This window comes from Streptomyces siamensis (assembly GCF_039543605.1).
GTDB lineage: Bacteria > Actinomycetota > Actinomycetes > Streptomycetales > Streptomycetaceae > Streptomyces > Streptomyces siamensis.
Map to the genome: position 1 here is coordinate 1 of NZ_BAABKB010000030.1, position 21,092 is coordinate 21,092.

Genomic DNA, 21,092 nt, shown 5'->3' on the forward strand with positions numbered 1-21,092 from the left:
CTTGGTGGGCAGGCCGGTGGAGGGGCCGCCGCGCTGGATGTCGACGACCAGCAGCGGCAGTTCGAGCGACACCGCCAGACCGATCGTCTCCGACTTCAGCGCCACACCCGGCCCCGAGGTCGTGGTGACGGCGAGCGAACCGCCGAACGCGGCGCCCAGGGCCGCGCCGATGCCCGCGATCTCGTCCTCGGCCTGGAAGGTGCGGACGCCGAAGTTCTTGTGCTTGCTCAGCTCGTGCAGGATGTCGGAGGCAGGCGTGATCGGGTACGAGCCGAGGTACAGCGGCAGGTCGGCCTGCTGCGAGGCTGCGACGAGGCCGTACGAGAGCGCCAGGTTCCCCGAGATGTTGCGGTAGGTGCCGGTCGGGAACGTCTTCGCGGCCGGTGCCACCTCGTAGGAGACGGCGAAGTCCTCGGTGGTCTCGCCGAAGTTCCAGCCGGCTCGGAAGGCGGCGATGTTCGCGGCGGCGATGTCCGGCTTCTTCGCGAACTTGCTCTGCAGGAACTTCTCGGTCCCCTCGGTCGGCCGGTGGTACATCCACGACAGCAGACCCAGCGCGAACATGTTCTTCGAGCGCTCGGCCTCCTTGCGCGAGAGCTCGAACTCCCTGAGCGCCTCGACCGTGAGCGTGGTCAGCGGCACCGGGTGGACGTTGAAGCCGTCCAGGGAGCCGTCCTCCAGCGGGCTGTTCGCGTAGCCGACCTTCGTCATCGCCCGCTTGGTGAACTCGTCCGTGTTGACGATGATCTCCGCGCCGCGCGGCACGTCCCCGATGTTCGCCTTCAGGGCGGCCGGATTCATCGCGACCAGCACGTTCGGCGCGTCACCCGGCGTGAGGATGTCGTGGTCCGCGAAATGCAGCTGGAACGACGAAACGCCCGGCAGGGTGCCTGCGGGCGCGCGGATCTCGGCGGGGAAGTTCGGCAGGGTCGAGAGGTCGTTGCCGAAGGAAGCGGTCTCGGAGGTGAAGCGGTCGCCGGTGAGCTGCATACCGTCACCGGAGTCCCCCGCGAACCGGATGATCACCCGGTCCAGCCGGCGGACGTCCTTCGTCCCGGCCGGTTTGCGCTGTTCCCCTACGACGGCTCCATCGGCATGCTCCGCTGGGCTACTGACCTGGCTCGTCACTGAACTGGACCTCCTTCGAGGCGGCTGTCGGGGAGCGGCCTTCCCGCAGACCTTCCCCTTTTCAACCCTACGTCGGTAAGGGTCGCCTTCCCGTGGCCATTCACATGATGGACATCAATCTGAGACGGCCCGGCACCCTGACTTGTCATGATTTACCCGCCCCCCGGGTTCTTTCCTGGATGACGCTCCCGGCTCGTCCGTCGGTTCTGGGCTTGTTGTGGGCTTTTCGTGCGACGGGGCCCGTGCTGCGCCGAGCCTCGCCCCATAACTGACACAGTGTCAGCCCGTCATGAGTTCAGGTAGGTGAGCACCGCGAGAACACGCCGGTGATCCCCGTCACTCGGCGACAGTCCCAGCTTCAGGAAGATGTTGCTGACGTGCTTCTCGACGGCTCCGTCGCTGACCACCAGCTGCCGTGCGATCGCCGAGTTCGTCCGCCCCTCGGCCATCAGCCCCAGGACCTCCCGTTCCCGGGGCGTGAGCCCGGCCAGCACGTCCTGCTTGCGGCTGCGCCCGAGCAGCTGCGCCACGACCTCCGGATCGAGCGCGGTGCCCCCCTGGGCCACCCGCACCACGGCGTCCACGAACTCCCGCACCTCGGCCACGCGGTCCTTGAGCAGATAGCCGACCCCACGGCTGGAACCGGCCAGCAGTTCGGTGGCGTACTGCTCCTCCACGTACTGCGACAGCACGAGCACACCGAGGCCGGGATGCGCCTTGCGCAGCTGCACCGCGGCCCTGACCCCCTCGTCGGTGTGCGTCGGCGGCATCCGCACATCGGCCACGACGACGTCCGGCAGCGCGTCCTGCGCCGCGAACTCGGTGATGGTCTTGATCAGCGCCTCGCCGTCGCCGACGCCGGCCACGACGTCATGCCCGCGGTCCGTCAACAACCGGGTCAGGCCCTCCCTGAGCAGCACTGAATCCTCGGCGATGACCACCCGCACCCTGTCCTCCACGATTCTCGGCCCCCCAGAGCCCGTCCCCGGACCGGACCGAGGGTGTCCCGGACCGTCCGGGGTCCGCTCCCGGCCCGTGCCGGGTTCGTCCCCGCTCGTACGACAGACCCCAGCATTCCAGCATTCGGACCGGCCTGCGCCCGGGCAACGGGATTAGGGAGGCATGACTTCGGGTTTCGGCCGCCACACGACCGATAACGATCACTGGGCGCCCCGCCGGAGCGCCGATTTCCGGCCCGTCCCGGGCCACCACTTCACGGCAACCCGCCCCTGCACGGGAAGGGGCCGTGCGGTGGCCCCCGGGCACCCGGCGGGCCCCTCGCTTGCCGCCGCAACCCACCACTGCCCGCACCCGCCCTCTCACGGAAGGGTCCGTGCGGTGGCCCCGGGCACCCGGCCGGCCCCTTGCCTGCCGCCGCAACCCACCACTGCCCGCACCCGCCCTCTCACGGAAGGGGCCGTGCCGGTGAATCAAATGCCCGTTGCGGACGGCGCCACGCACTCACCGAGGTCCTACCAGTACCGCTCCGCACAAGGGCTGCAACGGGCGGATCACCGGCACGGACCCGACCCACCCACCGGACAGACGGCGAGACGCCCACCGGACAGGCGTCACGCGGCCCAGGAAAGAAACGGCCGGTCAGCCGCGCCAGGGCAGCTCCGCCGTGACCCGGGTCGGCCCGGCCGCGGGTGAGTCCACCACCAGGATCCCGTCCACGGCGTCGAGCCGCTCCGCGAGCCCCGCGAGCCCCGACCCGGCGGAGACGTCGGCCCCGCCCATACCGTTGTCGGTGACCTGGAGCATCAGCCGGTTCTCCACCCGCCACACGTCCACCGTGGCGCGCGTGGCCCGGGAGTGCTTGCTGATGTTCTGCAGCAGCTCGGAGACGGTGAAGTAGGCGATCCCCTCGATCGCGGGGGCGGGCCGCGCCGGCAGATCGACCTCGACCTGCACCGGAACGGTGCAGCGGGAGGCGACCGCGGACAGCGCCGCGTCCAGACCCCGGTCGGTGAGGACCGCGGGGTGGATGCCGCGGGCCAGGTCACGCAGCTCCTGCAACGCGGTCTTCACCTCGCCGTGCGCCTCGTCCACCATCCGCGCCGCGGCCTGCGGGTCCTCCGTCAGCTTCTCCTTGGCCAGGCCCAGGTCCATCGCCAGAGCGACCAGCCGGGCCTGCGCCCCGTCGTGCAGATCGCGCTCGATGCGGCGCAGGTCCGCCGCCGCCGCGTCCACGACCACCCCGCGGTCAGACTCCAGCTCCACCACACGCGTCGCCAGCCGTGACGGACCGAGCAGCCCGTGCACCATCAGCCGGTCCACCGTCGTCAGCGCCCGCACGATCCACGGCGTGGCCATCGTGAAGAGCAGCCCCACGACCGCGGTCACCGCTATCTCGAACGGGTTGTCGAGGTAGACGGAGTGCGTGCCGTCGCCGTACAGCTGGAGCCCGCCCTGCCCCCCGTACATCGGGAAGAGCCAGAACCACAGCGGATAGGTCAGCATCAGCCAGCCGTACGACCAGAAGGCGACCGCCACCACGAAGGAGAACACCGACCACGGGAACTGGATCACCGTGTACAGCAGGTGCCGCCACGACGTGCCGCTCTTGAGCATGGCGCCCATCCACGCGCCCGCTCCCCGCTTCTTCATACGCAGCGGCTCCGGCTCGGCCACCTCGGCGCCGAGCAGCCCGCGCGCCCGCGCCCGCTCCAGCGCGCCGAAGCCGCGGCAGCCGGCGAGACCGGCGGCGAGCACCGGGATCCCCAGAAAGGTGACCAGCAGGCCGGCCCCGAGCGAGACCATCGTGACGGCGAACGTGAACATGATGATCCCGAGCGGCAGGCTCAGCATCACGTAGCCGAGCTCCCGCCAGCTGCGGGCCTCGACCGGCGCCCGCAGCGCGGTCGGGAGCCGACGCCGTCGCTCACCGGCATCCGTCCCCCGGGAACCGGGCCCGCCGCGGTACCCGTATCCCTGTCCGTACTCCGTGGACTCCGTGGCCATCGCCCCGTCCGTTCTGCTCGTCTCGACCCGCTCGTCGGCTGGTGTCTCAACTCTGCTGCTCACGGCCTCCCCGGACCATGGAGCGCGTCGGCGTCTTGGGACGGGGGTTTTCCCTACCTCGCCCGGTACGACGCCCCGCACGTCCGTACGGCACGGACGCCCCGCACGTCTGTACGGCGCGGACGCCCCGCATGTACGGCACGGACGCCCCGCACACCCGTACGGCACGACGCCCCGCACAGACATGCGGGGCGTCGTGCCGTACGCGTTCCCCGTGGCACGGCAGGACACGTGGGGGGCGACGCCGGTGCTCGGTGGCTCAGCGGACGGCGTCGTCGTCGCGCCGGTCCCGCCACGGCAGTTCCGCCGTGACGACGGTAGGACCGCCGACCGGCGACTCGATGACGAACAGCCCGTCGACCGCGCCGAGCCGGTCCGCGAGGCCCGCCATCCCCGTACCGCCGTCGAGACTGGCCCCGCCGCGGCCGTCGTCCCACACCTGTATGAGCAGCCGGTCGTCCGCCCGCCACACGTCGACCGACGCGGACCGCGCCCCGCTGTGCTTGCTCACGTTCTGCAGCAGCTCGGAGACCGTGAAGTAGGCGATGCCCTCGATGGCCGCCGCCGGCCGTGTCTCCAGCTCGGCCGTCACCTTCACCGGCACCGTGCAGCGGGAGGCGACCGCGGACAGCGCCGCGTCCAGGCCGCGGTCGGTGAGGACCGCGGGGTGGATGCCGCGGGCGAGGTCGCGCAGTTCCTGCAGCGCGAGCTTCACCTCGCCGTGCGCCTCGTCGACCATGGCCGCCGCCGCGTCGGGGTCCTCCAGCAGCTTCTCCTTGGCCAGGCCCAGCCCCATCGCCAGGTTCACCAGCCGCGCCTGTGCCCCGTCGTGCAGGTCGCGCTCGATGCGGCGCAGGTCCGCCGCCGCGGTGTCGACCACGACCCCCCGGTCGGACTCCAGTTCGGCGATCCGCCGCTCCAGCTCGTCGGACGGCGACAGCAGCCCGCGCACCAGGGCCCGGTCCACGTTCGTCAGCGCCCGCGCGACGAACGGCAGTACCGGCCACAGCACGAACAGCCCCGTGAGCGTCACCGTGAAGGTGACGACGCCCCACGGCAGCCGGATGAAGTCGTACAGCACCGTCCGCCAGCCCACCGGGTCCTTCAGGCTCGACCACAGCCAGCCGAAGAAGCCGGTCCGGCGCACCGGCAGCGGGCTGGGCTCGTCGATCCGCAGCCCGAGCAGCGCCCGGGCCCGCGCTCGCTCCGCCTTGCCCAGCTGACGAGCACCCCTCAGCCCGACCGCGAGCAGGGGCAGTCCGACGACCGTCACGGCGAGCCCCGCACCCGTGGACATCAGCGTCACGACGTAGACGAAACCGACGAGCGCGACCGGCAGGTTGACCAGGAGATACGCGATCTCCCGCCACGTCTGCGGGTCGTAGGCGAGGCGTGCGGGAGGCAGGGCGTCGCCGTCGGGACGTCCGCCGGACGGGCCGTCGTCCGCTGTGCCCGGCGGGCCGCCCGGCACAGCCCCGGAGGCTCTTCCCGGCGGGCCGGTGAGCGTGATGCGTTCGGTCATATCCGCAAGCGTGCCCGGCGGCGAGCCGCGGCGCCATGAGGTGGGCCGCCCCGATGCACGGGGGAAAACCCCACCCCCGTCATGCCGGGGCCCGCGAGCTCTGAGTACGCCCCCCTGTCTCCTCGGGCTCTTTCCGGGATCCGGACCCGGACCCCGACCTGGACGTCCCCGCGTCAAGGGACCGGTCCGTCTCCGCCTCGGCGTCAAGGGACCGGCCCGCCTCCGCCTCGGCGTCAAGGGACCGGCCCGCCTCCAGTTCGTGGGCTGTCCGCCAGTCCGTGGACGGTCCGCGTCCCAGGACGAGACTGGGACCGTGACCGTGACCGTGACCGTGACCGTGACCGGGACGGGGAGGGGGACGGGGACCGGGACCGTGACCGGGACGGGACCGTCTCCTGGCCCGGTCCTGCCCGTCCGGGGTGGTCCGCGCGTGACGGGCTGCTTACGGTCTCTTTAGCAGGCCCTAGACTCCCGTCCGTACAGATCGTCGAACAAGGCGCATCACAGAGTGCGCGACGGGCGCACGACGGGGCGCAACAAGGTCAGGGAGCGAGGGGCTGACGTGCCGGAACCGACCGTAGTCACGGCGACCGGGGCCGTCGTCGCGGCGGACTACTTCCAGTCCTACTCGGTGGTCGGACTGCTCGCCGTCGTGGGCGTGCTCTTCGTCGCCGTCGCGTTCGGGGCGGGCCGCCTGCTGCGGCCCGTGGTCCCCACCCCGGAGAAACTCCTGACCTACGAGTGCGGTGTCGACCCCGTCGGCGAGGGCTGGGCCCACACCCAGGTCCGCTACTACGTCTACGCGTTCCTCTACGTCATCTTCGCCGTCGACTCGATCTTCCTCTTCCCCTGGGCGACGGTCTTCGCCGCGCCCGGCTACGGCGCCGCGACGCTCGTCGAGATGTTCATCTTCCTCGGCTTCCTCGCCGTCGGCCTGCTGTACGCATACAAGAAGGGCGTCCTGGCATGGACGTGACCCCCTCCACCCCCGAGCCCGTGCTGCTTCCCGAGCCCAAGCGGCTGGGCGCGCTCGCCCGCCTTGCGCCCGAGCCGATGAAGGTCGTCCTGAACTGGGGCCGCCGCTACTCGCTGTGGGTCTTCAACTTCGGCCTCGCCTGCTGCGCGATCGAGTTCATCGCCGCGTCCATGGCCCGCCACGACTTCATCCGCCTCGGCGTGATCCCCTTCGCGCCGGGTCCGCGCCAGGCCGACCTGATGGTCGTGTCCGGCACAGTGACGGACAAGATGGCCCCGGCCGTGAAGCGCCTGTATGAGCAGATGCCCGAACCCAAATACGTCATCTCCTTCGGCGCCTGCTCCAACTGCGGCGGCCCCTACTGGGACTCGTACTCCGTCACCAAGGGCGTCGACCAGATCATCCCGGTGGACGTCTACGTCCCCGGCTGCCCGCCGCGTCCCGAGGCGCTCCTCCAGGGCATCCTCAAGCTCCAGGAGAAGATCGCCCGCGAATCGCTCGGCGAGCGCTACGGCTCCGCGGCGGACCGTCCCTCCGCCGCCGCGCTCCAGAGCGGCCTGGTGCAGCCGCCCGCCACGAACCCGGGGGAGGGCGACAAGTGACCGGCTGGCTCACCGCCCCCGTCGAGGACCTCTTCGGCCCGGAGGCCACGGCCGACGAGTCGTACGACGTCCTGACGGTCGACGTGCCCCCCACCGCATGGCTCGCCGCCCTCGAGACCGCCCGGACCACGCTGGGCTGCACCTTCTTCGACTGGCTGAGCGCCGTCGACGAACCCGGCACCGGCTTCCGCGTCTCGGCACATGTCGTGGCGCTGTCCCCGGTGCGCCGCCTGCTGGTCCGTACGACCGTGCCGCACGCCGCCGCCACCCTCCCCTCCGCCGTCGCCGTGTACGCGGGTGCCGCCTGGCACGAGCGCGAGACTCACGAGATGTTCGGCGTGACCTTCGAGGGCCACCCCGGCCTCGACCCGCTCCTCCTGCCCGAGGGCTTCGAGGGCCATCCCCTGCGCAAGGACTTCGTCCTGGCCGCCCGCGTCGCCAAGGCCTGGCCCGGCGCGAAGGAGCCCGGCGAATCGGAACACGGCGGTCCGAAGCGCCGCCAGATGCTTCCGCCCGGCGTCCCCGACCCCAACGAGTGGGGCCCCCTCAAGGGTCAGCTCCCGCCGGCCCCGGCCCGCCCGGCCCGGGGCGCAGCCCGCGCCGCCGGCGACCGCCCCGTACGCAGGGCCCGTACCGCGGGGGAGGGCTCGGCGAGCCAGACCGCCGCGGGAACCGGTACGGCTACGGCCGGCGCTGCTGCTGCTGCCGCTGCCGCTGCAGCGGAGACGCCGGCTGCCCCCCGGCGCGCCCGCAGCGCGAGCCAGGGCTCCGCTTCACAGCGCGCCGAAACCCCCGCGCCCACCTCGGACCAGGCGTCCGCACCGGCCCAGGCGTCCGCGCCGGATCGACCGGCGGCTCCGGAGCCGCCGGGTACCTCTGAGCGGGCCGGCGCACCTGCCGGGCCGCGTCGGGCCCGCAGCGCGAGCCAGGGCTCCGCCTCGCAGCGCGACGCCGGAACCCGGGACGCTGCCGGAACCCGCGACGCCGGAACCCCGGACGCCGGAACCCGGGACGCCGGAACCCCGGATGCCACCGGGCCGGCGCCCTCCGCCGAGGCGACGGCTCCGGCCGCCCCGCCCACCCCCGAAGCGCCGGCCTCCGAACCGGCCACCCCCGAGGCGCCGACGCCGCCCGCCTCACCCACGACTCCCGCCGCAGCGGCGAGGCCCACCGCGTCGCGCAGCTCGGACGCACCCTGGCACCACGCCCGCCCCGCCTTCGACGAGGAACCGGAACGGAAACCGAAGCCGGAGTCCGAGCCGAAACCGGAGCCCGAGGCGAAGTCGGCCCCGGACCTCGCGAACGCCCCCGAGCCGGAGCCGACGACAACCCCTGCCGACGCCACCGAGCCTGATGCGGCGCCCCGGCCCGCGCCGACAGCCGGGCCCGAGCCCGAGCCCGAGGCGAAACCGGCCCCCGAGGCTGCCCCCGAGCCCGACGCGGCGCCTGACGCGGCACCTGAGCCGGACCCCGCGCCGGAGCCCGACACGACCCCCGAGTCCGACGCGGCCCCGGAACCCCGGACCGCACCGGACACGGCACCCGCCGCAGCACCCGGTACCGGCACTGACACCGGCACAGACCCCGACCTCGACCCCGACGACCCTTCCGGAGGCACGCCGTGAACGACGCTCTCGACGTCGCCCTCCGACTCCTCGTCGTCTTCGTCGTGTTCCTGACCTTCCCTCTGATCGTCGGTCAGACCGAGCACAAGGTGATGGCCCACATGCAGGGCCGCCTCGGCCCGATGTACGCGGGCGGCTTCCACGGCTGGGCCCAGCTGGTGGCGGACGGCGTGAAGTTCGCGCAGAAGGAGGACGTCGTCCCGACGGGAGCGGACCGGCGTATCTTCCAACTCGCCCCTGCCGTCGCCCTTCTCCCGTACCTCCTCGTCCTGCTCGCCATCCCCATCGGCCCGGGCGAGGGCGCGGTCGGCGAGGCCGTCGACGCGGGCATCTTCTTCGTGCTCGCCGTGATGGGCGTCGGAGTCCTCGGCTCACTCATGGCGGGCTGGGCCTCGGCCAACAAGTTCTCCCTCCTCGGCGGCCTCCGCACCGCCGCGCAGCTCCTCGCCTACGAACTCCCGATGCTGCTGACCGCCGCCTCCGTCGCGATGGCGGCCGGCACCGTCTCCCTGCCGGGCATCGTCGACGCCTTCGAGTGGTGGTGGCTGCCCTGGCAGATCGTCGGCGCGATCGTGTTCTTCGTGGCCGGGCTCGCCGAACTCCAGCGCCCGCCCTTCGACATGCCCGTCGCCGACTCCGAGATCATCTTCGGCGCGTACACCGAGTACACGGGTCTGCGTTTCGCTCTCTTCCTCCTCGCCGAGTACGCCGGGATCGTCGTGCTGTGCGGGCTGACCACCGTCCTGTTCCTGGGCGGCTGGCACGGCCCCTGGGGCGCGGACGGTCTCGGCTGGGTCTGGACCCTGCTGAAGACCGCGCTGCTCGCCTTCGTCGTGATCTGGCTGCGCGTCACCTACCCCCGCATGCGCGAGGACCAGCTGCAGAAGTTCTCCTGGACCCTCCTCGTGCCCCTCTCCCTCGCCCAGATCGCCCTCACCGGCATCGTCAAGGTGGTGATCTCCTAACCATGTCCCGCCTGTCGATCCCCGGCTCCGGCCTCGCCAAGGGCCTGGCCGTCACCCTCCGCACGATGACGAAGAAAACCGTCACCGCGCAGTACCCGGACGCCCAGCCCGAACTCCCGCCCCGCACCCGCGGCGTCATCGGCCTCTTCGAGGAGAACTGCACGGTCTGCATGCTGTGCGCCCGCGAGTGCCCCGACTGGTGCATCTACATCGACTCCCACAAGGAGACGGTCCCGCCCGCGGCTCCCGGCGGCCGTGAGCGCAGCCGCAACGTCCTCGACCGCTTCGCCATCGACTTCTCCCTGTGCATGTACTGCGGCATCTGCATCGAGGTCTGTCCTTTCGACGCGCTGTTCTGGTCCCCGGAGTTCGAGTACGCGGAGACCGACATCCACGAACTCACCCACGAGCGCGACAAGCTCCGCGAGTGGATGTGGACCGTCCCGGCCCCGCCCGCCCTCGATCCGAGCGCGGAGGAGCCGAAGGAGATCGCCGCCGCCCGCAAGGCCGCCGACAAGCTCGCCGCCGAGGAGGCCGCCGCGCAGGCCGAGACCGCGGCCCCCGCCCCGGCCGAGCCGCCGTCCGCGGACACCCCCGAACGCCCCGCGCAGCAGGACGGTGAGTCGTGAGCCTCGCAGCAGCCACGGCCGCGACGGCGCGGGCCACCACCGCAGCCGCCCAGAGCCACGGCTTCCTCTCCCCGACCGGCGTCGAGATCGCCTTCCTCCTGGTCGGCCTGGTCACCTTCGGCGCCGCACTCGTCACCGTCACCACCAAACAGCTGGTGCACGCCGCGCTGTGGCTCGTGGTGACGCTCGGCGGTCTCGCCGTCGAGTACCTCCTGCTCACCGCCGAGTTCATCGCCTGGGTGCAGGTCCTCATCTACGTCGGTTCCGTCGTCGTCCTCCTCCTGTTCGGACTGATGCTCACCAAGGCGCCCATCGGCCGTTCCCCGGACGCCGACTCCGGCAACCGCTGGGCCGCCCTGACCGTGGCCGTCGCCGCGGCGGCAGCCCTGGTCTGGGTCGTCGTCGACGCGTTCCGCACGACCTGGGTCGACCTGGGCGGTGCCCCCGCCGGATCCACCGAGGTGACGGGCGCGAGCCTCTTCCAGAGCTGGGTCCTTCCCTTCGAGGCGCTCTCCGTGCTCCTGCTCGCCGCCCTGGTCGGCGCGATCGTCCTGTCGCGCAAGGCGAAGGCGGACGCGGCGCCCACCCCGGGCGCCCGCACCGTCCCCGGCGCGCGGAACGTCCCGGACGGCCGGAGCGACAAGGAAGGGACCCGCTGATGCACCTCGCCTATCCCGCCGTGCTCTCCGCCCTCCTGTTCTGCACGGGCCTGTACGGAGTCCTCGCGCGCCGCAACGCGATCCTGGTCCTGATGTCCGTCGAGCTGATGCTCAACGCCGTCAACCTGAACCTCGTCGCCTTCGACGTCTGGCTCTCCAGGGCCGCGCGGGACACCCTGCACTCCGGCCAGGCCCTGACCCTGTTCACCATCGCCATCGCGGCCGCCGAGATCGGCATCGGTCTGGCGATCGTCCTCGCCGTGTACCGGGGCCGCGGCACCTCGGACATCGACAAGCTCCGCGACAGCGCCGAGCCGCACGGCCCCGACGAGGCCACCGTCACGGCAGACGAGAAGGCTGAGGCCACCGCGTGACCACGACCACCCTCGCCGTCCTCGTCCCCCTCCTTCCGTTCCTGGGCGCCGCGGCCGGACTGCTCCTCGGCCGCACGGCCCCCGGCTTCGTGCGTCCCCTCGCAGTGCTGCCGTCCCTCACCTCGCTCGTCCTCGCCGTCCTCGTCGCCGTACGCCAAGGCGGCGGTCCGGCCATCGACTCGCACACCGAACTCACCCCGACCGGCTCCGTCCCCATCGAACTCGCCCTGCACATCGACGGCTTCGCCGCCCTCGTCGCCGTACTCGTCGGCGTCGTCGCCTCCTGCGTGCAGATCTACTCGACGGGCTACCTGCGCGACGACCCGCGCTACCCCTCGTACGCCGCTCTCGTCTCCCTGTTCACCTCCGCGATGCTGCTCGTCGTCTACTCCGGCGACCTGATGGTGCTGCTGGTCGGCTGGGAGATCATGGGCATCTGCTCCTACTTCCTGGTCGGCCACTACTGGGAGACCCCCGAGGCCCGAGCCGCCTCCATCAAGGCCTTCCTGGTCACCAAGCTCGGCGACGTCCCCTTCCTCATCGGCCTGTTCGCCCTCGCCACCGACGCCGGGTCCTTCCGCATCACCACGGTCCTCGGCACGGTCGCGAGCGGCGGACTGCACCATCCGACGCTGGTCGCCCTGCTGCTCCTCGCCGGTGTGGCGGGCAAGTCGGCGCAGTTCCCGCTGCACACCTGGCTTCCCGACGCGATGGCGGGCCCCACGCCCGTCTCCGCGCTCATCCACGCCGCGACGATGGTCGCCGCCGGTGTCTACTTCATCGCCCGGCTCCTTCCCGTCTTCCAGGCCTCCGCGGCCGCGATGGTCGTCCTCGCCGTCATGGCCGCCGTCACGATGGCCGGTTCGGCGCTCGCCGCGCTCGCCCAGGACGACATCAAGCGCGTCCTCGCCTACTCGACGATCGGCCAGCTCGGCTACATGACCGGTGCCCTCGCCGTCGGCGACCGCGACGCCGCCGTGTTCCACCTCATGGCCCACGGCGCCTTCAAGGCCCTGCTGTTCCTCGCCGCCGGCGTGATCATCCACGCCTCCGGCACCAACTCGCTGGCCGTCATGTCCCGCATGAAGGACCTGCGCCACCGCGTCCCGGACGCCTACTGGACGATGACCGTGGCGCTGCTCGCGCTCGCCGCGATCCCGCCGTTCAGCGGCTTCTTCTCCAAGGAGGCCGTCCTCGGCGCCGCCGAGCACGTCGCCACCGGTCACACCGAGCACGCCCCGGGTGCCGCGGGCTGGATCGTCCTCGTCTCCGGGCTGATCACCGCCGTGCTCACCGCCGCATACGCCACCCGACTGTGGCTGCTGGCCTTCCGCGGGCAGGGCGCCGAGGCCCCCGACCACGGCAGGCAGCCGCTCAGCATGACCGTCGTGCTGTGGGTGCTCGCCGTCCCGTCGCTCGTCTTCGGTCTGGCCTACGGCGCGCTGCCCGACTGGTTCGACGGCCGCGATCTGACACCGGTCCTCACCACCTCCGTCCTCGGAACAGGACTCGCCCTCGTCGGCGGACTGGTCACCTACGGCGCCTGGCGGCACACCACCGCGATGGCGGTGCGTGTGCCCCTCGGTGCCGTCGTGGCCCACCCGGACGCCGACGCGGGGACGGTTGAGGCCGAGGCCATCGCACTGCACGCGTCCGCGTTCGGTGACGTGGCCTACGCGCCCGACCCGGCGGACCCGGGCCGGCTGCTGCTCGGCCCGCTGCACCGCCACGCGGCCGTCGGCTTCCACCTCGACGCCGTGTACTCGGCGCTCTTCGTCCGGCCGGTCCGGGCCGGGGCCTCGCTCGTCCGCTTCCTCGACCGCGAGGTCGTCGACACCTACGTACGCGGTGCGGCGGCCCTACCCCGCTGGCTGGGCGCGGCCGTACGCCGCGCCCAGACCGGCAATGTGCAGACCTATGTGAGCGCGCTGCTCGCCGGCACCGTCGTCCTGGTGGTCGCCGCCCTCCTCGTCGCCACGGGAGCGTGAGCAGGCGTGATCGATATCAGTGAATCCGTGATGCAGATCCTTCTCGCGTTCATCGTCGTCGGCCCGCTCATCGGGGCCGCGGCGGCTTTTCTGCCCGCCCCGCCCGGGCTGAAGGGGAAGTCGCCCGGCCAGGCCGTGCTGCGGCACGGGGTGACCGTCACCGGCGCCGTGCTCATCGCGGCGATCGTCCTCGCGCTCGGCTTCGACCACGACCAGCCGTCGAAGATGCAGGCCACGACGGACATCAGCTGGATCCCCGCACTCGACGTGCGCATCCACCTCGGTGTCGACGGCATTTCCCTCCCCCTTCTGGTCCTGACCGCGCTGCTGACCTTCCTGTGCGCGCTGTACAGCTACTTCAAGATGCCCGCGGGCCCGACCCCGAAGGCCTTCGTCGCGCTGCTGCTCGTCCTCGAGTCCGGCACCCTCGCGACCTTCGCCGTCCTCGACCTGCTGCTGTTCTTCCTCGCCTTCGAGACGGTGCTCATCCCGATGTACTTCCTCATCGCCCGGTGGGGCGGTGCGGAGCGCCAGGCCGCGGCCTGGAAGTTCATCCTCTATACGCTGCTCGGTTCGGTCGTCATGCTGCTGGGCCTGCTCCTGATCGGGATCAAGGCGGGCACATTCGACATGGTGGCACTCGCCACTGACAACGGCCGGTCGCTGACCACATCCGTGCAGGTCGTCGCCGTTCTGGCGATCGGGATCGGGCTCGCGGTCAAGACGCCGATGTGGCCGCTGCACAGCTGGCTGCCGGACGCGCACACCGCCGCGCCGACCGTCGGCTCGGTCCTGCTGGCCGGCGTCCTGCTCAAGATGGGTACGTACGGATTCGTCCGGATCCTGCTGCCGATCGCGCCGGACGGCATGCACACCTTCGCGCCGTACCTCGCGGCCTTCGCCGTGGTCGGGATCATCTACGGATCGCTGGCCTGCCTGGCCCTCGCCAAACAGGGCGCGAAGGGCGACCTCAAGCGGCTCATCGCGTACTCGTCCGTCGGCCACATGGGCTTCGTCCTGCTCGGCATCGCGACCATGACCCCGACCGGGGTGAACGGCGCGCTGTTCGCCAACATCGCGCACGGCCTCATCACCGGCCTCCTCTTCTTCCTCGTCGGGGCGCTGAAGGACCGCACGGGCACCACCGACCTCGACACCCTCGCCGAGGAGACCGGCGCCGCGCTGTACGGCAAGGCGCCCCGCCTCGGCGGACTCCTCGCCTTCGCCGCCGTCGCCTCGCTCGGACTGCCGGGCCTCGCCGGGTTCTGGGGCGAGATGCTGGCGCTGTTCGGCGCGTTCGATCCCGCCGACGACCTCAGCCGCCCCGCGTATCTCACCTTCATGGCGATCGCAGCGTTCGGCACCCTGCTCACCGCCGCGTACATGCTGGTCGTCGTACGCCGTGTCTGCATGGGCGCCACCCCGCAGCCGGGCAGCCCGAAGCTCGCCGACGTCCAGAGCTACGAGTTCGCCGCCTGGACGCCGCTCGTCGCCCTCACCGTCGTCGCCGGCCTGTGGCCCAGGGCCCTCCTCGGCCTCACCGACCCGGCCGTCCAGCAGCTCCTCGCAGGAGGCACCCGATGAGCTCCCTGGTCCAGTCCGTCGACTGGCTCGCCATCGCGCCGCCCACCCTCGCCGCGGTCGTCGGACTCGTCGTGCTCGTCGCCGACCTGTTCATCGGCGACGCCAGGAAAGCCGTCCTCGGCTGGGTGTCGGTGGCGGGCCTCGCCGCGTCCGCGCTGATGCTGCTGCCCCTCCTGGACGGCGACCGCGCCACCTTCTGCCTGACCGGCGACGCCAACGTCTGCAGCTACACGGCGGACCGGTTCACCCTCGTCATCCAGTTCCTCGTCCTCGGCGGCGCACTCCTGGCGGCCCTGCTGTCGGTCACGGCCATCAAGGACGCCGACCGGGAACTCCCCGAGGGGGAGTACTGGTTCCTGCTGCTCTCCTCGGCCGCCGGTGCCGCCCTGCTGCCCGCCTCCCGCGACCTCGCGACCCTCATCGTCGCCCTGGAGGTCGCCTCGCTGCCCGCCTTCGCGCTCGTCGGCATCAAGTACGGCGACAGGAAGTCCTCCGAAGCGGCCCTGAAGTTCTTCCTGTCCTCGGTCACCGCGACCGCCGTGAGCCTGATGGGCATCAGCTTCGTCTACGCGACGACCGGCACCCTCTACCTCACCCGGATCGCCGACAAGATCCAGAAGGTCGACGGGCAGTTCGACACCCTCGCCCAGACCGGCGTCGTCCTCACCCTCGTCGGCTTCGCCTTCAAGACGGCGGCCGTGCCCTTCCACTTCTGGGTGCCCGACACCTACGTGGGAGCGCCCCTGCCGATCGCCGCCTACCTCTCGGTCGTCGGCAAGGCGGTCGGCTTCTCCGGGCTGATCCTCGTCACCGTCGTCGCCTTCCCGTCCTACGCGGACGTCTGGGGCCCGGCCCTGGCCGCACTCGCCGCCCTCACCATGACGGTGGGCAACGTCGGAGCCCTGCGGCAGCAGGCCACGCGCGCGTACAGCGCGGTACGCCTGCTCGCCTGGTCCTCGGTCGGCCAGGCCGGCTACCTCCTGGTGCCGATCGCGGCCGCCGCCTACTCCAAGGACGCCGAGAAGGCCATCGGCTCCACCGTCGCCTACGCCCTCATGTACGCCGCCGTGAACCTGGGCGCCTTCGCCGTGGCCGCCGTCGTCGGCCGCAGAAGCCGCCTGAACCGCATCAGCGACTACCGGGGCCTGTACGCGCAGAGCCCCCTGTCGGCCCTGCTCCTGGGCTTCTTCCTGCTCTGCCTCGCAGGACTGCCCCCGGGCATCATCGGCCTCTTCGCCAAGGTCACCGTGTTCTCGGCGGCCGTCGACGCCGGTCTCGGCTGGCTGGCCGTGGTCATGGCCGTCAACGTCGTGATCGCGCTCTTCTACTACCTCCAGTGGACGACGCTGCTCTTCCGTGCCCCCGAGGGCGAGCCGGTCGAGCACCGTGTGCCGGCCCCGCTCACGGCCGCGCTCGCCCTGACGGCCGTACTCGGCATCGCGCTGTCCGGTGCACCCCAGCTGGTCCTGAGGTTCTCAGCGACCGGGCTCTTCTGACCGGCACGGCCACAGGCACGGGTACGGGCACCTGGCACCGCACACGCGCACGCGTGGCCGCCGTCCGCCATCACCCGGACGGCCCACGCGCGACGGTGCGCGCACAAGGGAACTAGTGCTCCCCGTCTGGCGTTGACCAGTACGGGAGGGTCCACTGAAGAGTGGAAGCAGCATCAGCAAGCAAAGGGTTCCCCTGCCGCACCACTTGGAGGGCGTACCGTGCACCGCCGGCACAACGGGCTCAGGACCGCCGTACTCCTCGGGGGACTGTCCGCACTCATCATCGTCATCGGCAGTTTCTTCGGGCGTACCGGCCTCGTCGTCGCGCTGTTCGTCGCCATCGGCACGAACGCGTACGCGTACTGGAACAGCGACAAACTGGCTCTACGCGCGATGCGCGCCCGTCCGGTCAGCGAATTCGAGGCTCCGGCGCTGTACCGCATCGTCCGCGAGCTCTCCACCCAGGCCCGCCAGCCCATGCCGCGCCTGTACATCTCCCCGACGGAGGCACCGAACGCCTTTGCGACGGGCCGCAACCCGCGCAACGCCGCGGTGTGCTGCACCGAAGGCATCCTGCGCATCCTGGACGAGCGCGAGCTGCGCGGAGTCATCGGCCACGAACTCAGCCACGTCTACAACCGCGACATCCTGATCTCGTCCGTCGCCGGCGCCCTCGCGTCCGTGATCATGTTCCTGGTCAACTTCGCCTGGCTCATCCCGATCGGCCGGTCCAACGACGACGACGGCCCGGGCATCCTCGGCCTGCTGCTGATCATGATCCTCGGCCCGCTCGCGGCGTCCCTCATCCAGCTCGCCATCAGCCGCTCCAGGGAGTACGAGGCCGACGCCTCCGGCGCCCACATCACCGGTGACCCCCTCGCCCTCGCGAGCGCGCTGCGCAAGCTCGACGCCGGGACCAAGCAGTTGCCGCTGCCCCCGGAGCCGCGGATCGAGACCGCCAGCCACATGATGATCGCCAATCCCTTCCGTCCGGGCCAGGGAATGTCGAAGATGTTCTCCACGCACCCGCCGATGGCGGAGCGCATCGCCCGTCTCGAGCAGATGGCAGGTCGCCAGCAGTGAAGACAATTCTGAACGTCATTTGGCTCGTCCTGAGCGGCTTCTGGCTGTTCCTCGGCTACCTGGCCGCGGGGGTGATCCTGTGCATCACCATCATCGGCATCCCGTTCGGCATAGCGGCCTTCCGCATCGGCATCTACGCGCTGTGGCCGTTCGGCTATACGACGGTGGAGCGCCGCGACGCGGGTGCCCCCTCCTGCATCGGCAACGTCCTGTGGCTGGTCCTGGCGGGCTGGTGGCTCGCCCTGGCCCACATCGTCACGGGTGTGCTGCTGTGCATCACGATCATCGGCATCCCGTTCGGCATCGCCAACTTCAAGCTCATCCCGGTCTCGCTGCTCCCCCTGGGACGCGAAATCGTGCGCACGGACCAGCCGTTCGCGTCGCGCTAGCGCATGGGCGCGGGGGAGGGGCCGCCGAGGTACCTGCTGCTGTCGTACGACACGGCGGCCGCACTCGGCGGCACGGACTCCCATGAGGAGACCTGGGCCCGGTGCGCCGACTGCGAGGGCCTGTTCGACGCCCCGCCCGCGCACGATGTGCGAGAACCGCACGACCGCGCGTCACCCGACGAACTCCTGTACGGGCGGCAGCCCGAACCGCCGGAGCCACCTCTGCGGCTGCTCGGCTGCGCTCCTCACGGAGCCCTCCAAAGGGCTCTGAACGCGGGCGAGGAAGACCTGGGCCACGCGCAGCTGGTGCGCCTCGACGTGCACGGCCGCACCGTCCAGACCGCCGTCGAGGGCGAACTCACCGCATGGATGCCCTCCGCACACGGCCCCGGCCTCGTGGACCTCACCCTCGACCCCTGGTCGGAGCGACCGCCGAGCGCGGCGTCCGAGGTCTGGGACCTGTGGTGGCAGGGCCGCCCGACGACAGCCAACGTCTGGGCCTGCTGCGGGCCCGAGGGCCGCGCCTTCTGGCTCCGCACCGCCGCGGTGAACCGCACCGCCGGGCAGCCGGACACACCCGCCGGGACCACCCATCACCTCGACGGCCGCCACGTCACCGACGAGCACGGCTTCTTCTGCGCGCTCGGCGAAGCCGTGAACGGCCCCGGCGGCTACTTCGGGCGGGACCTCGACACCCTCGACGAATGCCTGCGCGGCGGCTGGGGCACCGCCTGGCCGTTCACGCTCGTCTGGCACGACGCGGACGTCGCCCGAGCCCGTCTCGGTGCCGCCCGCGGCCACCGGGACGCCATGCCACCCTCTGGCCGACGCCCGGCCGACTTCGAAGAACTCCTCACCTACCTCGCCGGAAGAGCCGTCGACGTCCGGCCCGTCTGAGGGTTTTCCACAGGCTGCCCGATTGTCAGTGGCGCGCTGCATCATGAACCCATGACCGAAATCGAGCAGTTGCTGGCACGGGTCTCCTCCGAGGCCCGCAACACCCGGCCGTGGGGCTGGCCTTCGCTCCCCGCGCCCGTGGACCGGGCCGCGGTCGCCCGCGCCGAGGCCACCCTGGGCTTCCCGCTGCCGCCCCTGCTCGCCGCGCTGTATCTGCGGATAGGAGACGGCGGATTCGGCCCGTCCTACGGCCTGCTGCCCCTGCTCGACGGCCCTCCGTCGGGTGAGCCGGCAGCCGTCCCGCAGTACCTCGCCAACCGCAAGAGCGCCCGCAAGGACCCCGACTGGCCGTGGCCGGAGGGCATCCTGCCGATATCCCACTGGGGCTGCGGCATGTACGCGTGCGTGGACTGCCACGACCCCAGGGGCCCGGTCCTGCTCTTCGAGCCGAACGGCGACATGGCCGAGGAAGCCTGGTTCGTCGACGCACCCGACCTCACGACCTGGCTGCGCACCTGGCTCGACGGCACGGGCTGGTACGAGGAGGCCAACGACGGCGCGGACCTGGCCCTTTGGCCGGACTTCCGCATACGCACCGCGACGGCCCAGGCCTCCTAGCCCGCGAGGCCGAGGCCGAGGCCCAGAGCCGCCGGATCAGCCCCCGGAGCCGACGTGCGATCGCGGGCCGCTGTCACGACCACCGGGACACCGCACGCTGCCATCCGACCGCGGGCCGCCGTCACGACGACCGCGACGCCACCCACCGCCGCACGCCGTACGCCACCGCGCCCGCCCCCACCACGGCCGCGCCCACCACCACCGACACCACGGGCAGGGCGAACGCGAGCGTCGCACACCCGATCACACCCACCACCGGCACGACCCGCCGCAAGGGGCCTGAACTCAGCGTCCAGGCCGATGCATTGGCCACCGCGTAGTAGGCCAGCACACCGAAGGAGGAGAACCCGATCGCGCCCCGCACGTCCACCGTCGCGGCCAGCGCGGCCACCACCGCGCCCACGGCCAGTTCCGCCCGGTGCGGCACCTGGAAGCGTGGATGCACGGCGGCCAGAGCACCCGGCAGATGGCGGTCGCGGGCCATCGCCAGCGTCGTCCGCGACACCCCCAGGATCAGGGCGAGCAGCGACCCCAGCGCCGCCACGGCGGCCCCCACCCGCACCACCGGCACGAACCCGGGCGCACCGGCCGCGCGGACCGCGTCGGCGAGCGGTGCCGAAGCACGGCCGAGCCCGGCCGGCCCCAGCACGGAAAGGACGGCCACCGCCACCATCACGTACACCACCAGCGCGATCCCCAGCGCCAGCGGAATGGCCCGCGGGATGGTGCGCGCAGGATCCCGCACCTCCTCGCCGAGGGTCGCGATCCGCGCGTACCCGGCGAACGCGAAGAACAGCAGCCCGGCCGCCTGGAGCACCCCGCCCGCTCCGGTCGAGACACCGACGTCCAGCCGCCCGGCGTCCGAGGCGTCCGAGCCCAGACAGACGACCACCACGCAAGCGAGGACCGCCAGCACCACCGCCACGATCACCCGCGTCAGACAGGCCGACTTCTGAACGCCGCCGTAGTTCACCGCGGTCAGCGCCACCACGGCCGCGACCGCCACCGCGTGCGCCTGCTCCGGCCAGACGTACGCGCCCACGGTGAGCGCCATCGCCGCACAGGAGGCCGTCTTGCCGACGACGAACGACCAGCCCGCCAGATACCCCCAGAAGGCGCCGAGGCGTTCGCGCCCGTAGACGTACGTGCCCCCCGAGGCGGGGTACAGGGCGGCGAGGCGCGCCGAGGACATCGCGTTGCAGTAGGCCACCACGGCGGCGACCGCGAGCCCGAGCAGGAGCCCGGTCCCGGCCGCACGCGCCGCGGGTCCCAGCGCGGCGAAGATCCCCGCGCCGACCATGGAGCCCAGCCCGACGACCACGGCGTCGCCGACGCCGAGAGTGCGCCGAAGTTCGGTATCGGACGGAGTCATGCGGCGCACCTTACTGATCAGCGCAACCGACCGGAGCCGCGGTGACGTCTTGTTCATCGAAGCGCCATCGAGGAACGGCGCCGGACGACAGCACCGACACACGCGCAGCCCACGCCGGACACGAACAGCGACGGCACACCCCGGACCGACCGGATTCACAG

The 21,092-nt window shown here is 71.7% G+C and carries 19 protein-coding genes; 14 read left to right on the forward strand and 5 right to left on the reverse strand.

The genetic code is table 11. The features are described 5' to 3' along the window. The 4 genes from ABEB03_RS30765 to ABEB03_RS30780 form a co-directional block, all read right to left on the reverse strand. On the reverse strand, nucleotides 1-1,128 hold a 1,128-nt coding region (locus ABEB03_RS30765; protein ID WP_345656158.1), incomplete at its 3' end, for a 2-oxoacid:acceptor oxidoreductase family protein. Nucleotides 1,129-1,415: 287 nt separating this feature from the next. Next, complete coding sequence (locus ABEB03_RS30770) at nucleotides 1,416-2,075, reverse strand: response regulator transcription factor (RefSeq protein WP_306453571.1); 660 nt, start codon at nucleotides 2,073-2,075, stop codon at nucleotides 1,416-1,418. 652 nt (nucleotides 2,076-2,727) lie between these two features. Further along, nucleotides 2,728-4,092, reverse strand: coding sequence for a sensor histidine kinase (locus ABEB03_RS30775; RefSeq protein ID WP_345656448.1), 1,365 nt, complete (start codon nucleotides 4,090-4,092; stop codon nucleotides 2,728-2,730). 319 nt (nucleotides 4,093-4,411) lie between these two features. Further along, nucleotides 4,412-5,674 (reverse strand): sensor histidine kinase, encoded by a 1,263-nt coding sequence (locus tag ABEB03_RS30780; RefSeq protein ID WP_345656159.1) that lies wholly within the window; start codon nucleotides 5,672-5,674, stop codon nucleotides 4,412-4,414. A 562-nt stretch (nucleotides 5,675-6,236) separates the two neighbouring features. On the opposite strand from ABEB03_RS30780, the gene ABEB03_RS30785 reads away from it, so the two are divergent. From ABEB03_RS30785 to ABEB03_RS30850, 14 genes are all read left to right on the forward strand, one after another. After that, nucleotides 6,237-6,650 (forward strand): NADH-quinone oxidoreductase subunit A, encoded by a 414-nt coding sequence (locus ABEB03_RS30785; protein WP_028805147.1) that lies wholly within the window; start codon nucleotides 6,237-6,239, stop codon nucleotides 6,648-6,650. Further along, complete coding sequence (locus ABEB03_RS30790) at nucleotides 6,641-7,252, forward strand: NADH-quinone oxidoreductase subunit B (protein WP_345656160.1); 612 nt, start codon at nucleotides 6,641-6,643, stop codon at nucleotides 7,250-7,252. The genes ABEB03_RS30785 and ABEB03_RS30790 overlap by 10 nt, the downstream gene beginning before the upstream one ends. Beyond that, complete coding sequence (locus tag ABEB03_RS30795; RefSeq protein ID WP_345656161.1) at nucleotides 7,249-8,877, forward strand: NADH-quinone oxidoreductase subunit C; 1,629 nt, start codon at nucleotides 7,249-7,251, stop codon at nucleotides 8,875-8,877. Before ABEB03_RS30790 ends, ABEB03_RS30795 begins: the two co-directional genes overlap by 4 nt. Next, nucleotides 8,874-9,842 carry a complex I subunit 1/NuoH family protein gene (locus ABEB03_RS30800; protein ID WP_345656162.1) on the forward strand — a complete coding sequence of 323 codons (969 nt, stop codon included), beginning with the start codon at nucleotides 8,874-8,876 and terminating at the stop codon, nucleotides 9,840-9,842. The genes ABEB03_RS30795 and ABEB03_RS30800 overlap by 4 nt, the downstream gene beginning before the upstream one ends. A 2-nt stretch (nucleotides 9,843-9,844) precedes the next feature. After that, nucleotides 9,845-10,471: a NuoI/complex I 23 kDa subunit family protein gene (locus ABEB03_RS30805; protein WP_345656163.1), complete on the forward strand. Its 627-nt coding sequence runs from the start codon at nucleotides 9,845-9,847 to the stop codon at nucleotides 10,469-10,471. Then, nucleotides 10,468-11,130 carry an NADH-quinone oxidoreductase subunit J family protein gene (locus ABEB03_RS30810; protein ID WP_345656164.1) on the forward strand — a complete coding sequence of 221 codons (663 nt, stop codon included), beginning with the start codon at nucleotides 10,468-10,470 and terminating at the stop codon, nucleotides 11,128-11,130. Before ABEB03_RS30805 ends, ABEB03_RS30810 begins: the two co-directional genes overlap by 4 nt. Continuing rightward, nucleotides 11,130-11,504 carry an NADH-quinone oxidoreductase subunit NuoK gene (nuoK, locus tag ABEB03_RS30815; RefSeq protein WP_095936011.1) on the forward strand — a complete coding sequence of 125 codons (375 nt, stop codon included), beginning with the start codon at nucleotides 11,130-11,132 and terminating at the stop codon, nucleotides 11,502-11,504. The genes ABEB03_RS30810 and nuoK overlap by 1 nt, the downstream gene beginning before the upstream one ends. Continuing rightward, nucleotides 11,501-13,492 carry an NADH-quinone oxidoreductase subunit 5 family protein gene (locus ABEB03_RS30820; RefSeq protein WP_345656165.1) on the forward strand — a complete coding sequence of 664 codons (1,992 nt, stop codon included), beginning with the start codon at nucleotides 11,501-11,503 and terminating at the stop codon, nucleotides 13,490-13,492. The genes nuoK and ABEB03_RS30820 overlap by 4 nt, the downstream gene beginning before the upstream one ends. 6 nt (nucleotides 13,493-13,498) lie before the next feature. Further along, nucleotides 13,499-15,076, forward strand: a complete 1,578-nt coding sequence (locus ABEB03_RS30825) for an NADH-quinone oxidoreductase subunit M (protein ID WP_345656166.1) — start codon at nucleotides 13,499-13,501, stop codon at nucleotides 15,074-15,076. Further along, nucleotides 15,073-16,572 carry an NADH-quinone oxidoreductase subunit N gene (locus ABEB03_RS30830; RefSeq protein WP_345656167.1) on the forward strand — a complete coding sequence of 500 codons (1,500 nt, stop codon included), beginning with the start codon at nucleotides 15,073-15,075 and terminating at the stop codon, nucleotides 16,570-16,572. The genes ABEB03_RS30825 and ABEB03_RS30830 overlap by 4 nt, the downstream gene beginning before the upstream one ends. A gap of 219 nt (nucleotides 16,573-16,791) precedes the next feature. Then, entirely contained in the window at nucleotides 16,792-17,655 is an 864-nt protein-coding gene (gene htpX, locus ABEB03_RS30835; protein ID WP_028805137.1) for a zinc metalloprotease HtpX, read from the forward strand. Continuing rightward, nucleotides 17,652-18,044, forward strand: a complete 393-nt coding sequence (locus ABEB03_RS30840) for a YccF domain-containing protein (protein WP_028805136.1) — start codon at nucleotides 17,652-17,654, stop codon at nucleotides 18,042-18,044. Before htpX ends, ABEB03_RS30840 begins: the two co-directional genes overlap by 4 nt. Nucleotides 18,045-18,047: 3 nt before the next feature. After that, on the forward strand, nucleotides 18,048-18,941 hold the full coding sequence (locus ABEB03_RS30845; RefSeq protein WP_345656168.1) for a barstar family protein: 894 nt from the start codon (nucleotides 18,048-18,050) through the stop codon (nucleotides 18,939-18,941). 51 nt (nucleotides 18,942-18,992) lie between these two features. Next, complete coding sequence (locus ABEB03_RS30850; RefSeq protein WP_345656169.1) at nucleotides 18,993-19,559, forward strand: SMI1/KNR4 family protein; 567 nt, start codon at nucleotides 18,993-18,995, stop codon at nucleotides 19,557-19,559. A 121-nt stretch (nucleotides 19,560-19,680) separates the two neighbouring features. Here the strand turns inward: ABEB03_RS30850 and ABEB03_RS30855 are convergent, their stop codons facing one another. Then, nucleotides 19,681-20,931, reverse strand: coding sequence for an APC family permease (locus tag ABEB03_RS30855; RefSeq protein WP_345656170.1), 1,251 nt, complete (start codon nucleotides 20,929-20,931; stop codon nucleotides 19,681-19,683). Between the last annotated feature and the right edge of the window lie 161 nt (nucleotides 20,932-21,092).